The 14,142-nt window shown below is 64.4% G+C and carries 9 protein-coding genes; 7 read left to right on the top strand and 2 right to left on the bottom strand.

The genetic code is table 11. The features are described from left to right. Positions 1 to 14: 14 nt before the first annotated feature. Positions 15 to 2,234 carry a phospholipase C, phosphocholine-specific gene (locus HBF24_RS08845; RefSeq protein ID WP_167171980.1) on the bottom strand — a complete coding sequence of 740 codons (2,220 nt, stop codon included), beginning with the start codon at positions 2,232 to 2,234 and terminating at the stop codon, positions 15 to 17. Then, positions 2,231 to 3,037: a histidinol-phosphatase gene (hisN, locus tag HBF24_RS08850; protein ID WP_167171983.1), complete on the bottom strand. Its 807-nt coding sequence runs from the start codon at positions 3,035 to 3,037 to the stop codon at positions 2,231 to 2,233. Before hisN ends, HBF24_RS08845 begins: the two co-directional genes overlap by 4 nt. A 232-nt stretch (positions 3,038 to 3,269) precedes the next feature. On the opposite strand from hisN, the gene HBF24_RS08855 reads away from it, so the two are divergent. From HBF24_RS08855 to HBF24_RS08885, 7 genes are all read left to right on the top strand, one after another. After that, positions 3,270 to 4,274, top strand: a complete 1,005-nt coding sequence (locus HBF24_RS08855) for an ABC transporter substrate-binding protein (protein ID WP_167171987.1) — start codon at positions 3,270 to 3,272, stop codon at positions 4,272 to 4,274. Between the two features lie 29 nt (positions 4,275 to 4,303). Continuing rightward, positions 4,304 to 5,311, top strand: a complete 1,008-nt coding sequence (locus tag HBF24_RS08860; RefSeq protein WP_167171990.1) for an ATP-binding cassette domain-containing protein — start codon at positions 4,304 to 4,306, stop codon at positions 5,309 to 5,311. Next, positions 5,308 to 6,990 (top strand): ABC transporter permease subunit, encoded by a 1,683-nt coding sequence (locus HBF24_RS08865; protein WP_167171993.1) that lies wholly within the window; start codon positions 5,308 to 5,310, stop codon positions 6,988 to 6,990. Before HBF24_RS08860 ends, HBF24_RS08865 begins: the two co-directional genes overlap by 4 nt. Next, positions 6,980 to 7,747 carry a DeoR/GlpR family DNA-binding transcription regulator gene (locus HBF24_RS08870; protein ID WP_167171995.1) on the top strand — a complete coding sequence of 256 codons (768 nt, stop codon included), beginning with the start codon at positions 6,980 to 6,982 and terminating at the stop codon, positions 7,745 to 7,747. Before HBF24_RS08865 ends, HBF24_RS08870 begins: the two co-directional genes overlap by 11 nt. A 27-nt stretch (positions 7,748 to 7,774) precedes the next feature. After that, a complete protein-coding gene (locus HBF24_RS08875; protein WP_167171998.1) occupies positions 7,775 to 8,233 on the top strand; it encodes a hypothetical protein in 459 nt (152 codons plus the stop codon). Positions 8,234 to 8,395: 162 nt separating this feature from the next. Continuing rightward, entirely contained in the window at positions 8,396 to 10,801 is a 2,406-nt protein-coding gene (locus HBF24_RS08880; RefSeq protein WP_167172000.1) for a TonB-dependent receptor, read from the top strand. Positions 10,802 to 11,081: 280 nt separating this feature from the next. Further along, positions 11,082 to 14,093, top strand: a complete 3,012-nt coding sequence (locus HBF24_RS08885; protein ID WP_167172003.1) for a TonB-dependent receptor — start codon at positions 11,082 to 11,084, stop codon at positions 14,091 to 14,093. Positions 14,094 to 14,142: the final 49 nt, after the last annotated feature.

Genomic DNA, 14,142 nt, shown 5'->3' on the forward strand with positions numbered 1-14,142 from the left:
GTGACCGGGCCAGCTTACGCCGTCGTCGAGGCCGGTGGGGACGGCTCCAATGGCTGCGCTTGTGGCCGATCGGCATATACCTTGGCCCAGGCCTGCAGAGGATGTGGACGACACGGGCCAGGATCGCTGGTTGCGGGCCGCCCGGCGTCCTGATGTCCGGCATAGCGGCGCAGGAACTGCGGGCGGTCGGCGCAGGTGATGGCAATGTCGTACCAGCCATGACTGGTCGAGAGATCCAGTGGCAAGCGCAGGATGGCATGGCCCGGCAGCGTCATGGGTGTGGCGACGTCCTCGGTGTAGGCGTCGCTCACCTGCAGGGTCAGGCTCGATGTGTCGCGGTTGGCCAGCACCACATCGACCTGCCAGCTGTTCGGGTGCGGTTCCAGCCAGGCCTCACACATGACCGGGCCGGCCGCGGCTCCATCGTGCAGCTCGACCAGGCTGCCATGCGGACCATATAGGGATAGCGCGTAGCCGCCATCCAGCGGCCAGACATCGGTGATCAAGGTGCCGGCCGAGGCTGCGTAGCGGCGCGGCGGAGCGTCGGGCTGAAGGCGGTCGTAGACGTAGAAACCGATACCGAGCACGCCGGTGTTGTGCACGTCCAGAGCGAGGTGTTGGTCCCGCCGCTGCGGCCGTACACTCCAACGATAGGGAACCGCCCGGGCCGGCCTCAGCCCGGGCTCCTGGGCGGGCATCTGTCCCGGCGCCGGGACCCGGAGTGGCAGCGGGTGGCGGGGCTCGGCGGCTGCTGGAGGCGAGGTCGGAGGGCCTTGCTGCACGGCCAGAGCGAAGTCGAAGCAGCGTGTCAGGTCACCACACACGGCACGGCGCCAGGGACTGATATTGGGTTCGTGCACGCCAAAGCGCTGTTCCAGGAAGCGGATCACCGAGGTGTGATCGAAGGTCTCCGAGCACAGCCAGCCGCCGGTGGACCAAGGCGAAATGACCATCATCGGCACGCGTGGCCCCAGGCCCACCGGCTGGCGGCCGCCGGGATCGGCACCGGGTACCAGCGGATGCTTGACGCGCGGATAGCGGTCCAGGTCGAGTATTTCCAGGTCCAGGCTATCGGCCAGATCAGCCGATACCACGCCGTCTTTCCCTGCACCACTTTGCAGGGGTGGCATCGGTGGCACGACGTGGTCGAACAGGCCATCGTTCTCGTCGTAATTGACCAGCAGTACGGTGCGACTCCAGACCTCCGGATTGGCGGTCAGTGCCTGCAGCACCTGCTCGATATACCAGGCGCCGTCGGACTGGCTGGCCTGCGGGTGCTCGCTGTACTTGTAGGGCGCGACGATCCAGCTGACCTGGGGCAACCGGTCGCCGAGCACGTCCTGGCGCAGCTCGCGAAGGGTATGGTTGGAGACGCCCTTGCGAACCAGCGGTCCGTTCGGATCAGCGCCTTCCTGCACCTGATAGGCGGCGAAAAATTCCAGCGAATTGTCGGTGTAGTTGTCCGAGGGCGCGCCAGGCTCACCCGTTCCGCCCTGATAGAGCTTCCATGAGACGCCGGCCTTCTGCAGGCGCTCGGGGTACGTGGTCCAGGTGTAGCCGTTGGTCTTCGGGCGCTCCTCGCTCCCCGGCCCGTTGGCGCGGCGGCCGAGGGTATTGGAGGGATCGCAGGTGCCAGTCCACAGGAAGATACGGTTCATCGCCGTATCCGAGTGCGCCGAGGCGAAGTAGTGGTCGCACAGTGTGAACGCTTCGGCCAGCGCGGTGTGGAAGGGCAGGTCGTCCCGGCGCAGGTGGCCCATGGTCAGCGTGTCCTGCTTCTGCGTCACCCAGTCGTTCCAGCGTCCAAGGTTCCAGGCCTGGTGACCCGAGCTCCAGCCATGGTCGGTGCTGTCGAAGTGGCTGCCACTTCGCGCGATGTCGATGTGAAACGGCAGCAGGTACGGCGAGTCCGGCGTCACACCTCGTGCCTTGAAATCCTTGGTACGCAGGCGGGCATTGGGTTGGTGCCAGACGTCGTGGCCGTTGGGAAGCACGTGTGGTCGTGGGTCGGCAAAGCCGCGGACACCGCGAAGCGCACCGAAGTAATGATCGAACGAACGGTTCTCCTGCATCAGGATGACCACATGCGCGACATCGGCAATGGTGCCGGTGCGGCGGCGCGCCGGAATGCTGACGGCGCGGGCGATGCTGGCTGGTATGCGGCCGGCAGCCAAGGCCGCGCCCAGGGCACTGCCACCCAGCTTGAGAAAACGGCGGCGGGCGTCGGAAGTCATCGTTGCGGGCACTCCGCGAGCTTTTCCAGTAACTGGCGATGCAGGCCCGGCGTGGCGGCGGCGACCACCTGGCCGCCGCTATGCAGTCCCAGTGCACCCCCCTGCCAGTCGCTGATGACACCGCCCGCCGCTTCCACCACCGGCGCCAGGGCCAGAAAGTCGTAGGGTTTCAGATCAGCCTCGACCACGGCATCGACGTGGCCGGAGGCCAGCATGGCGTAGCTGTAGCAGTCACCGCCGAAGCGCCGACCGGCGGCGGCGGCGCAGACGCGCTCGAAGGCGTCCGACTCGTTCTCGCAGAAGATATCGGGTGAGGTCGTGTAGATGGTGGCATCACGCAGCCGTTGGCAGCCATTGCTGCGACAGGGGTTGCCATTGGCCCAGGTCCCCTCGCCGCGCCATCCGAGCCAGCGCTCGCCGAGTACCGGAATATCGATCAGGCCGAGCATTGGCTGCCCTTCCCGCAGCAGAGCGATCAGCGTGCCCCACAGCGGCCAGCCGGTGATGAAACTGCGCGTACCGTCAATCGGATCCAGCGACCACACGTAGGGCGCATCGGCATGCTTGCCGCCATGCTCCTCGCCGACGATGCCGTGCTCGGGCCAGGCCGCGTTGATGGTCCGTCGCAGCATCGATTCGACGTCGCGATCGACACGCGTCACCGGGCTTTCATCGGGCTTGAGCTGGACCTCCAGATGGTGTCTGAAAGCGGGCAGGGAGAGTTTCCTGGCGCGATCGGCGAGATCTTCGGCGAAGCGCATGAAGGTAGTTGCTTCGATGCCGGGAGGCGTCAGCACGGCCATGGACAAGCCTTGAAAAATGAGAGGAGCGCGGCCGCATCAGCAAAGGCCGTGTGTGCATCATCGCAGCGCCTGGAAAATTTTGCATCCATTCGCCACAAATATGCAAATGTCCACAAATTGACACAATTTCGCGGCACGCTGGATGTGTTGTCACCGCCGACAGATGCTCGTCGATCCCGCGCGGTGGCCGATTCATGGCGTCATTCCAGGATGTGATTGGGGAGGTCTACAGATGCGTGTCTTAACCCGGGTGGCAATCGCGCTGGTGCTCGGATTGTTCGTTGGCGTGCATGCCTGTGCCGGCACCATCACCGTGTACACGGCGCTGGAGAACGACGAGGTGTCGCTGTATCTGGCTGCCGCTCACAAGGCGTTGCCGGACGTGCATGTGCGCGTGCTGAGACTGTCCACCGGTGATCTGGCCGCGCGCCTGGTCGCCGAGGCCGGCCATCCGCGCAACGACGTGGTCTGGGGCGAGGCGTTGACGGACATGCTCGACCCGCGCATCGCCGGTCAACTGCAACCGCTGCATCTGGCCAACGTGGCGCACTTTCCATCGCGTTTTCGCGATCCGGCCGGGCGCTGGTTCGCACCCACCGGCTATGTGTCGGCGCTGTGCGTGAACACACCGGCGCTGGCGGCGGCGCACCTGCCCATGCCGCATTCCTGGCGCGACCTGACCAAGCCGATCTACAAGGGCCAGGTGGTGATGCCCGATCCGCAATCTTCGGGGACTGGCTACATGATGATCGCCGGGATCCTGCACGGCCTGGGCCAGGCCAGAGGCTGGGCCCTTCTCAAGGCGTTGTCGGGCAACGTCGCGCAATACACCGCATCCGGATCGCGACCGTGCAAGCTGGCGCGCACCGGCGAATATCCGATCGGCGTCTCATTCGCGTTCGTCGCCATGCAGGCCATCAAGCAGGGTTTCCCGGTACAGATGGTGATTCCCTCCGACCACGTCGGCTACGAGTTGGAAGCCTCGGGCCTGATGAAGGGTGCGCGCAACGCGGCCGATGCCAGGCGCTTTCTCGCCTGGACCGCCTCGTCGCAGGCGGCGGCGCTGTACCGGCACTACAAGAGCATCGTTGCGGTTTCGGCCGCGCCGTCCGCCGGCGAGATCCATGATGGTCTGCCGGCGCATCTGATGCAGCACCTGGAGCCGATCGACTTTGCCGCCTCGGCCAGGCAACGCGCCGCCGTCATCGAGCGCTGGAAGCGCGACGTCGGGCATTGACGCCGCCGCGGACGCCAGGGGTTCACACCGTGTATTTGCAGATTGACAACCTTCACAAGTCCTTCGCCGGCCAACGCGTGCTGGACGGTATCGGCTTCGCCGCCGGCGAGCACGAGTTTGTCTGTCTGCTGGGTCCCAGTGGCTGTGGCAAGACCACCTTGCTGCGCATCATCGCCGGCCTACTCGAGGCCGACGGCGGCACCATCCGTCTCGGTACGCGCGAGCTGACGCCGTTGCCCGCGCAGCAGCGCAACATCGGACTGGTATTCCAGTCCTACTCGCTGTTTCCCACCATGACCGTGGCGCAGAACATCGGCTACGGCATGCGCCTGCGGCGCGCCACGCGCGCGAGCATCGCCGCGCGCTGCGAGGAACTGCTGGCGCTGGTGCGCATGCCGGACGCCGCCGCGCGTTATCCGGCCGAGCTTTCCGGCGGCCAGCAGCAGCGCGTCGCGCTGGCCCGCGCGCTGGCGGTAGACCCTGGGCTGCTGCTGCTGGACGAGCCGCTGTCGGCGCTCGACGCGCGGGTTCGCGAGCAACTGCGCGGCGAGCTGCGTCAGCTGCAGCGCTCGCTCGCGATTCCCACACTGATGGTGACCCACGATCAGGAAGAGGCGCTGAGCATGGCCGACCGCATCGTGTGCATGAATCAGGGGCGCATCGAGCAAATCGCCGCGCCGCGCGAGCTCTACCTGCGACCGCGTACCGCCTTTGTCGCCGGCTTCGTCGGTGAGTCGAACCTGCTGCCCACTGCCTGGATACGGGAAGTCTGGCCCGAACTGCTGGTGCATCGGCCATCGGGAAGCGATGACATGTTCGTCGCCTGCGTGCGTCCGGAGGACGTGCTGGTACGGGCCGAGGCAGAGGGTACGGCGCGCATGGGCGCCGCCACCTTCCGTGGTGCGACGGTGCGATGGCAGATCGAATGGCGCGGTCGTCAATTGCTGTGCGAGCAGCACCGCGATACCGCACTGGCGCAGGGCGACGCGGTAAGTGTGTCGGTGCGTCCGGATCGCTGCACCTGGGTACGCGCATGAATACCTGCACACCCGCCACACGTGTGTACCGGCCCGGGACCGAACGCGCCCTGGGCCTGCTCGGCGGCGGCCTGCCGCTACTCGCTCTGGCCTTGTTCTTTGTCTATCCCCTGCTGTCGATAGGCTGGCGCAGCTTTACCGTCGATGGCGCCGGCGGTCCGACGCTGGCCAACTATCTGCGGCTGTGGAGCGAGCCGGGCATTGCGCGCGCGGCATGGCACAGCCTGACGATGTCGGGCACCGTCACCGTGCTGGCGCTTGCTGCCGGCCTGCTGCTGGCCATGCTGTTCAAGCGTTCGCGGGTGCGCGGACGGCGGCTCATGTTCGCAGTTTTGATGTTGCCGATGCTGGCGCCGTCGCTGATGCAGGGGCTGGGCCTGCTGTTCCTGCTCGGGCGCAACGGTCTGGTGCATCGCTGGACCGGCCTGGATACCGATATCTACGGATTCTGGGGTCTGGTCGCGGCGAACGCCATCTACGCCTTGCCGCAGGCTACGCTGATCATCGCCGCTGCATTGGAGCGCACCGATCATCGCCACTACGACGCAGCGCTGACCATGGGCGCCTCGCCGTGGCGCCAGTTCCTCGACATTACGCTGGCGCAAAGCCGCTACGGCCTGCTGGCAGCGGTCTTCGTGGTGTTCAGCGTGACCATCACCGATTTTGGCAACGCCATCGTGCTGGGCGGACCGTATCGGGTGTTGGCCAACGAGGTCTACGACCAGGTCGCCGGACAGATGGACATCAACATGGGTGCCGCCGTCGGCATGTTGCTCTTGTTGCCGGCGCTGGCCTCACTGCTGGTCGAGCGCTCGGCGCTGCGCCGTGCCGGTACCGGTTCCGAACACGCGCGACCGGCTGATGTGCGACCCGGGCGTGGCCGCGACCTTGGGCTGGGCCTGGGCAGTGTGGTGGTGCTGGCGCCGGTGCTGGCGGTGTTCGCCACCGTGGTCTATGCCAGCTTGGTCAAGCTGTGGCCGTATCGACTCGAGCTGACACTGGCCCACTACCATACCGATCTCCCGGATGGTTATACGCCCATCTTCACCTCACTGAAGCTGGCGCTATTGACCGCCTTGGCCGGTACCGTTCTGGTGTTCGCGCTGACCTTGCTGGTGCGCCGCGCGCGGCCATCGCTGGCACGTGGGCTGCACGTGATGGCCACCTTGCCCGCCGCCGTGCCGGGCCTGGTCATCGGCATCGCCTATCTGATGAGTTTCAATACTGGGCCGCTGGCGGACATGCTCTACGGCAGCCTGTTCCTGATGGCCGCCTGCAATCTGTATCACTACCACGCACAGAGCTATCTGATGTTGGCCACCGGCATGCGTGCGGTGCCGGGAGCGCTGGAAGACGCTGTGACCTGCCTGGGCGGCGGCCTGCTGCGCCGCCTGCGTGACGTGGTGCTGCCGTTCACTGCGCCGACCGTGGCCTCGGTGTTCTTCTTCCTGTTCATGCAATCGATGGTGACCTTGTCGGCGGTGGTATTTCTGGTCACGCCGGAGCTGAATCTGGCCTCGGTGGCAGTGATGCAGCTCGATGCCAACGGCTTTGTCTCCCAGGCCGCCGCCTACGCCACCTGCATCGTCGCCAGCGTGGCTGCGGCCGCGCTGGCGATGCGTGTTTGCGCCACACTGCTCGCGCGTCATTTCCAAAGGAGAACGCCCGATGTGGCATGAGGAACGCTACAAACGCATCCGCGGCCTGCTCAAGACCTTCGGCCAGGTGTCGGTGGAGCGCATCACCAGCGAGCTGGGCGTGTCGCGCGAGACGGTGCGGCGTGACCTGCTGCGCCTGGAGGCGCGCGGCGAGATACAGCGCGTGCACGGCGGCGCGGTACTGGTTGGCGACGAGCCGCCGATCGACGTGCGTGCGACCACGCGGGTGCGTGAGAAGCGTGCTATCGCACGTGCCGTTGCCGGCCTGGTGGAAAGTGGTCAGACCCTGTTCCTGGACGCTGGCACCACCACCACCTTTGTCGCTGAGGCCCTGGCCAGCCTGCACGGCCTGACCGTGATCACCAATTCGGTCGGCGTGGCGGCGAAGCTGGCGGCCACGCAGGAGCGAGATCACGGCAACCATGTGCGCCTGCTAGGCGGCAGCTTCAATGCCGAGCTCAATTCAACCTATGGTGCGGTCACAGTGGCCGAGATCGCACGCCATAGCGTGCATGTGGCGATCTTGTCGCCGGTCGGCGTCGACGCGGTGATGGGCGCCACCAGCTTTCTGCTCGACGAGGCCGAGGTGGCGCGGGCGATGAGCACGCATGCGCACCACACCATCATCGCTGCCGACCGTTCCAAGATCGGTGTGCGCAGCCGCGTCGGCTATTGTGCGGTCGATGCCATCGGCACGCTGGTCACCGACCAGGGCGCCGGTCGCAGTCAGGCGATGAAGTCCCTGGCTCGCAGCATCGGCGAGGTGGTGTATGCCTGATCGTGGCGCCCTCGCCAAGGTCCGGCCATGAGTCACGCCGTCACACTCGGCGTGCCCGGCTGTCGCCTGGCGGATATGTGCGAAGTGCCGGTCGAGGCGTCGACACGTCTTCCCGCGGGGGGTGTTGCCAGCAAAGAAGAACGTATGGCGACTCCACGGGGGCCGGTCGATCCGCCCTTGCACCGTGTTCTCGACAAGGCCCTGGCGTCCCATGACCGCGATGCTTTTGGCGGCTTGCGAGAGCCCGGCATGGCGATGGTGCCGGTCGACGAGCGTCCCGTCCCTTGGGCGATCGTCAATCTCTTCAACCGCTCCGGCGGACTCGATTATCCGATGGCTGCGCAGCATGCCGCCAGGCTGACCCAGGACGCGCTTCACCACCATGCGAACGTGGTGGCGGCAGCGTCCGACACGGGCGGGGCAGATGAGCGGCATCACCGCTTCGGCGGCGCCGATCCGCCCTTGCCGCGCGAAGACAGTTCCTGAAAGAAGACCGCTGACGGTCGTCGATCCATGCACCTTTTCGCGAGCACCTGCGTGCCTTGCGCGTAGACGCTCGCGCCCGCGATCCGGTGACGACCGCTCCGACGCATGTTTAGCCGCTTTTCCACCCGACCCTTCAACCGCTGACTTTCCGGAGTTCGACTCATGTCACCACACACCCATGCCATGCGTTCAGCGCTCGCCGTTGCTTTGGCGGGTGCGCTGTGCGGTGCCGCGCATGCCAATACCCGCGCTCATCCTGCCCCCACCGATGCCGATTCCGCGGTGTCGTCGGCGACGGCCTTGGCCACTGGTTCACCGGCGGACGACAACAAGACCAAGGGCACCACTGAACTGGAGACGGTGCAGGTCAGTGGCCGCGCCGTCGGTTTCACCAATACCGCGGTCCCGGTACAGATCACCAAGTTCCAGCCGCCCTTGAGCAGCGTAACCGACGCCGTCAATTTCGCGCCGGGCGTCAACATCACCCAGGGCGGCGTTTTCGACAGCGACGACTATTCCACCGGCATTACCCTGCGTGGCTTCACCCAGGACACCCTGGGCTTCACCATCGACGGATTGCCGAACGGCTCGGCCGGCTATGGCGGCGGTGCCAAGCCCAATCGCTTTCTGGACAGTGAGAATCTGGCCGAGGCTACGGTATCGCAGGGTACCGCGGACATCGGCTCGCCCTCGGCGCAGGCCCTGGGCGGTACGTTGAGCTACGTGTCCAGTGACCCGAGGAACGACGCTGGCCTGCGCGTCGACCAGTCCATTGGCGAATGGAACGCCAAGCGTACCTTCGTGCGCTACGACACCGGCGCGTTATTCAACAACAGCACCTACGCCTATCTCAGCTACTCCACCACGCACAACAACCGCTGGGTCCACCACGGTCATCCGGACAACGGCCATACCAGTCGCGACCACATCGACGCCAAGCTGATCAGCTACCTCACCGACAAGTTGACGCTGACCGCCCGCGGCTCCTGGGACGATGCCTATGAAAACAACTACAACGATGTGACCAAGGCGCAATTTCACGACGATCCACGCGACGACCATCTGACCGTGGACTGGACCGGCATTCCGCAGATCGACCAGAACTACGTCAATCCCTGGAATACCAAGCGCAAGAACGCGCTGGTCGGCATCAAGCTCGACTATCAGGTCAACGACCAGGCCAATGTCAGCTTCTACCCCTATTACCACTTCCAGGAAGGCTACGGCGGCTGGATGCCGCCCTACCAGCTCTACGCCACCGACGCCGGCGGCAACCTGGTCAACCACTATCCGGCCGAAGGCGCCGATTTCGTCGAGGCCTATTACCGGACTCCCGATGGTCTGGCGCTAGCCCAGCCGAAGGGCTGCAAGGACCCATTCGACGCCAGTTGCTACCCGACAGGTTCCAGCGCGATCAACAGCTTTCGCCAGAGTATCTACAAGAATGCCCGCTACGGCTTCCTGCTCAATGGTCACTGGAACATCGGCATCAACCACCTGTACGCGGGCGTCTGGTTGGAGGATCAGCATCGCATCGCCGGTCGCAAGTGGCATGCGGTGCTTGATACTTCGGCATCCTGGCAGTACGCGGACAAGCCGTATTACATCCAGTTCTATGACCGCCTGATCACACATACCCGCAAGCTGTTCCTGCAGGACACGCTTAACCTTGGATCCATCGACCTGTCGCTGGGCGTGGACAAATACCTGGTGCATATCAACGGCACCGACGAGATCGCCGATAGCCCCTTCGCCAGCAAGAACTTCAACTCCAAGCTACTGCCCTCGGTCGGCGCAGTCTGGCATTTGGACACGCACCATCAGATCTACGCCAGCTATACGAAGAATTTCGCACCGCCTGCCGACAGCCTGTTGCAGGCCGGCGACAGTGGCAGCGACATCAGCCACGTGAAACCGGAAACCTCGGCCAACATCGACCTGGGCTATCGCTACCAGAGCCGTCAGCTGCAGGCCAGCCTGGCGCTCTACCACGTGCGCTTCGCCAACCAGATCAATGAAATCACGCCGAGCTCGGACTACACCCGCATCAACTATACGGTCGGCACCGAGGGTACCTACATCAACGTCGGTGGTATCGAGTCCAAGGGCGTGGAGGGCTTGCTCAACTGGAGCGTGGCACCGGTGCTGGACGTGTATACATCGCTGACCTGGAACCAGTCCAAGTACCTGGAAAGCATCAACGACATCGTCAAGGGCAACAAGGTCGCCGGACAGCCGGGCCGCATGCTCGCGGTCGGCGTCAATTATCACCGTCACGGCTTGCGTGCTGGCGTCTCGGCCAAGTATGTCGGTGATCGCTATGGCACGCTCGACAACAGCGAGAAGATGAATCCATACACGGTGTTCGACGCCCACCTCGGCTATCACTTGGACTTGACCCATGGCGGTGCGAGCCGGCCGTTGCTGAAGTCGCTGGACTTCGACCTGACGGTGACCAACATTGCCAACAAGCATTACCTGGCCACGCTCGGCGACGACTCCACGCCTGGCTACTACTACATCGGTGCGCCGCGTACCGCTGTGTTCACAGTATCGGCGCAATTTTGAGGACTGCCGCCACGGCCGGATACGCCACATGGCGCGTCCGCTGTCGGCGGCGATACAGGATATGCATGGTGGCGCCGGGTCCCGCCGCCGTGCCGTGTAGCACCGAAACACACCAGCGCCGCGGGAAGGGGATCCCGTGGCGCTGGATCGGACCCCGCCGCCGGTCTCACCGTGGCCTGTGCAGAAGGCGACGTGCCGTTCCCGCCAGGAAGGCTCCTTGTTCAACCAGGATTTGAATCGATCCAAGCGATGTCGAACCGTCTCTTCCAGGAGTCACTCCATGTATAGCCGAATCCCGTTTCGCTCCGTTCTGGCACTGGCGGTAGCCGCCGCGCTCGGCGGCACCGCGCATGCCCAATCCACCGACGGCAGCATCGTCGGCCAGGCGCCTGCTGCTACCGGTGAAACAGTGCTTATCCAGGGTAGCAATGGTGTCAGCCGAGAGGTGCCTGTAGACAGCCAGGGCCGCTACAGCGCCGCTGCGCTGCCCTTGAGCACTTACACCGTGAGCTTGCGCCGTGATGGTCGCACCGTCGAATCGCGCAAGGGCGTGACCCTGCGCGTGGGTGCCGCCACGCACGTTTCGTTTAGTGCCCAGCCCGGCGAGGCTCATGCCGCCGATCTGGCCACAGTGTCCGTGGCCGCCAACGCCCTGCCGCCTATCGACGTCACCTCGGCCAGTTCCAGTACCATCATCACCGCCCAGCAAATGGCGCGGCTGCCGCTGCAGCGTAGCGCCGAGGCAGTGGCCTTGCTGGCGCCAGGCGCCTCGCCCGGCAGCAGCTACTTCAGTGGACCGCAGGGCCAGCAGCTGGTCTCGTTCAGTGGCTCGACCGTCACTGAAAACGCCTATTACGTCAACGGCCTGAACACCACCGATCCGCTCAGCGGCTTCGGTGGCGTGTCGCTGCCCTATGGCGCGGTCGACCAGGAGGAAGTGCTCAGCGGCGGCTACTCGGCACGCTACGGCCGTTCCGACGGCGGCGTGATCAGCCAGGTCGGCAAGCGTGGCACCAATACCTGGCACTTCGGCGGTCAGGTGCTGTGGGAGCCGGCCTTCGCCAAGGCTGATGCACGCAACATCTACTATCCGGACACCGGCAGCAAGGGCGGCCAGCTCTACCAGCTCAACAGGAAGAACAGCTCATGGACGTCCACCGTCGATGCCTACGCCGGTGGTCCGCTGATCCGCGATCGTCTTTACATGTTCGCCGCTGTCGAAGCCGAGCGCGAGCACGGCAACAACGTCAGCAATGTGACCTCGACGCTGGCCAACACCCGTTACACCTACAAGAACCCCAAGGCCTACCTGAAACTGGATTGGAACATCGATGACAACAACATCCTGGAGCTGACCGGCGTATCGCAAACGCATCGCTATGAAGGCCAGAAGTACGCCTTCGACTATGCCGACCAGGCCACCGGCGACTACATCGGCCAAGATCAGACCACCAAGACCAGTGCCGATATCTATATCGCCAAGTACACCAGCTACATTACCGACGACCTGACCCTGACCGCGATGTACGGCAAGTCACGCCTGACCTACTACAGCCAGCCACCCGGCTCGGGTGTGGACGGCCCGATCATTCGTGGCGCCGATCAGCAGAATCCGGCCATTCCCGGAGCGCCGGGGCTGACCAATGGCCAGACCATCGATGTCATCAACAATCCCGGCCACCGCTCCACGCTGAGCAACCTGCGCGCGGATCTGAACTACAAGATCGGCAATCATTCGATCACTGTGGGCATAGACAATCAGGACTCCCACGACATCGACGACGGCGCTTTCATCGGCGCGGCCGGCTACGAGCTCTGGTACGCCAAGGGCGACCCCGGCAAGAACATCAGCGACTCACCCTACGTCGGCGCGCCGGGCGACTACCCCGGTGGTGGTACCGGCTACTACGGCTACATCCGGCACTATTCGAACTCGGCCTCGGTGCGGGTGCGCCAGCGTGCCCAGTATGTCGAGGACAACTGGCAGGTCACCGACCGCCTGATGCTGCAGCTTGGGTTGCGCAATGACCAGTTCACCAACTACAACCCCGAAGGGGTGCCGTATTTGCGCCTGGGCAAGCCGCAGTGGGCACCCCGGCTGGGTTTTTCCTGGGATGTGCATGGCGACTCGACGCTGAAGATCTACGGCAACGCCGGTCGCTATTATCTGGCCATGCCGGCCAGTGTCGCCTTGCGCACCGCGGCCGGCTCGATCGCCACCAATCAGTATTTTACCTACACCGGCATCGATTCCTCGGGCATGCCCACCGGCGTCACCTACATCGCTTCGGAAACCGGCGGCGCGGTGTCACCCAATGGCGAGTATGGCCAGGCGCCGGATCCCAAGACGGTCAGCGCCAAGAACATCAAATCCGAGGATCAGGACGAATACATCCTCGGCTTCGATCAGCAGATCGATCCGTCATGGATCTGGGGCATGAAGGGGACGGTGCGCCATTTGCGCAATGCGCTGGATGACGTATGCGACAACCAGGCCATCGCCCGTGCCGCCCAGGCCCAGGGCGTCGATCCGGCCAATGTCACCATCGGCAGCTGTTACCTGTCCAATCCGGGACGGGCCAACGTCTATCAGTTGGCGACCTCGGACGGAGGGTACGCCAATGTGACAGTGACCAACGCCGACTTCGGCTTCCCTCACCTGAAGCGCAACTATTACGGGCTCAATGCCTACCTGTCGCACCCATTCGATGGCACCTGGTCGGCGCGTATCGACTATCTGTACTCGCGCAACTACGGCAATACCGAGGGACAGGTCAATTCGGCGACCGGTCAGTCCAATGTCTCGGCGACCCGCGACTGGGACTACGCCACACTGATGGCATACGCCAATGGCTATCTGCCCAATGATCGCAAGCATCAGCTGAAGATCTACGGCTCCTACCAGGTCACGCCGGAGTGGTTGCTGTCGGCCAATCTGCTGATCCAGTCGGGGACACCCAAGAGCTGCCTGGGATACTTCGGACCTAATGAAACCGATCCTTCCGGATATGGAAGCTTCTATCACTATTGTGCAGGCAAGCCGAGCCGGCCCGGTGACAAGGGGCGCATGCCATGGCAGGAGCTACTCAGCGTCAGTGCCGAGTATCGTCCCGAATGGGCCGGCCGCAAGCTGGGTTTCAACGTGATGGTCTACAACCTGTTCAACCAGCAGCGGCCCGAGCAGCTGAGCCAGAACTACGGCCGCAGCACGGCGGTTGCCGACAGTTACAAGCAGGTCGACTTCTACACGCCGCCGCGCTACGTGCGCCTGGGGGTAAGCTACGACTTCTGACGGCCTGCATCGTCCTTCTGGTGCGCTTCCGGGCGCACTCGGGTAACGT

Source organism: Oleiagrimonas sp. C23AA (assembly GCF_011759385.1).
Taxonomy (GTDB): Bacteria; Pseudomonadota; Gammaproteobacteria; order Xanthomonadales; family Rhodanobacteraceae; genus Oleiagrimonas.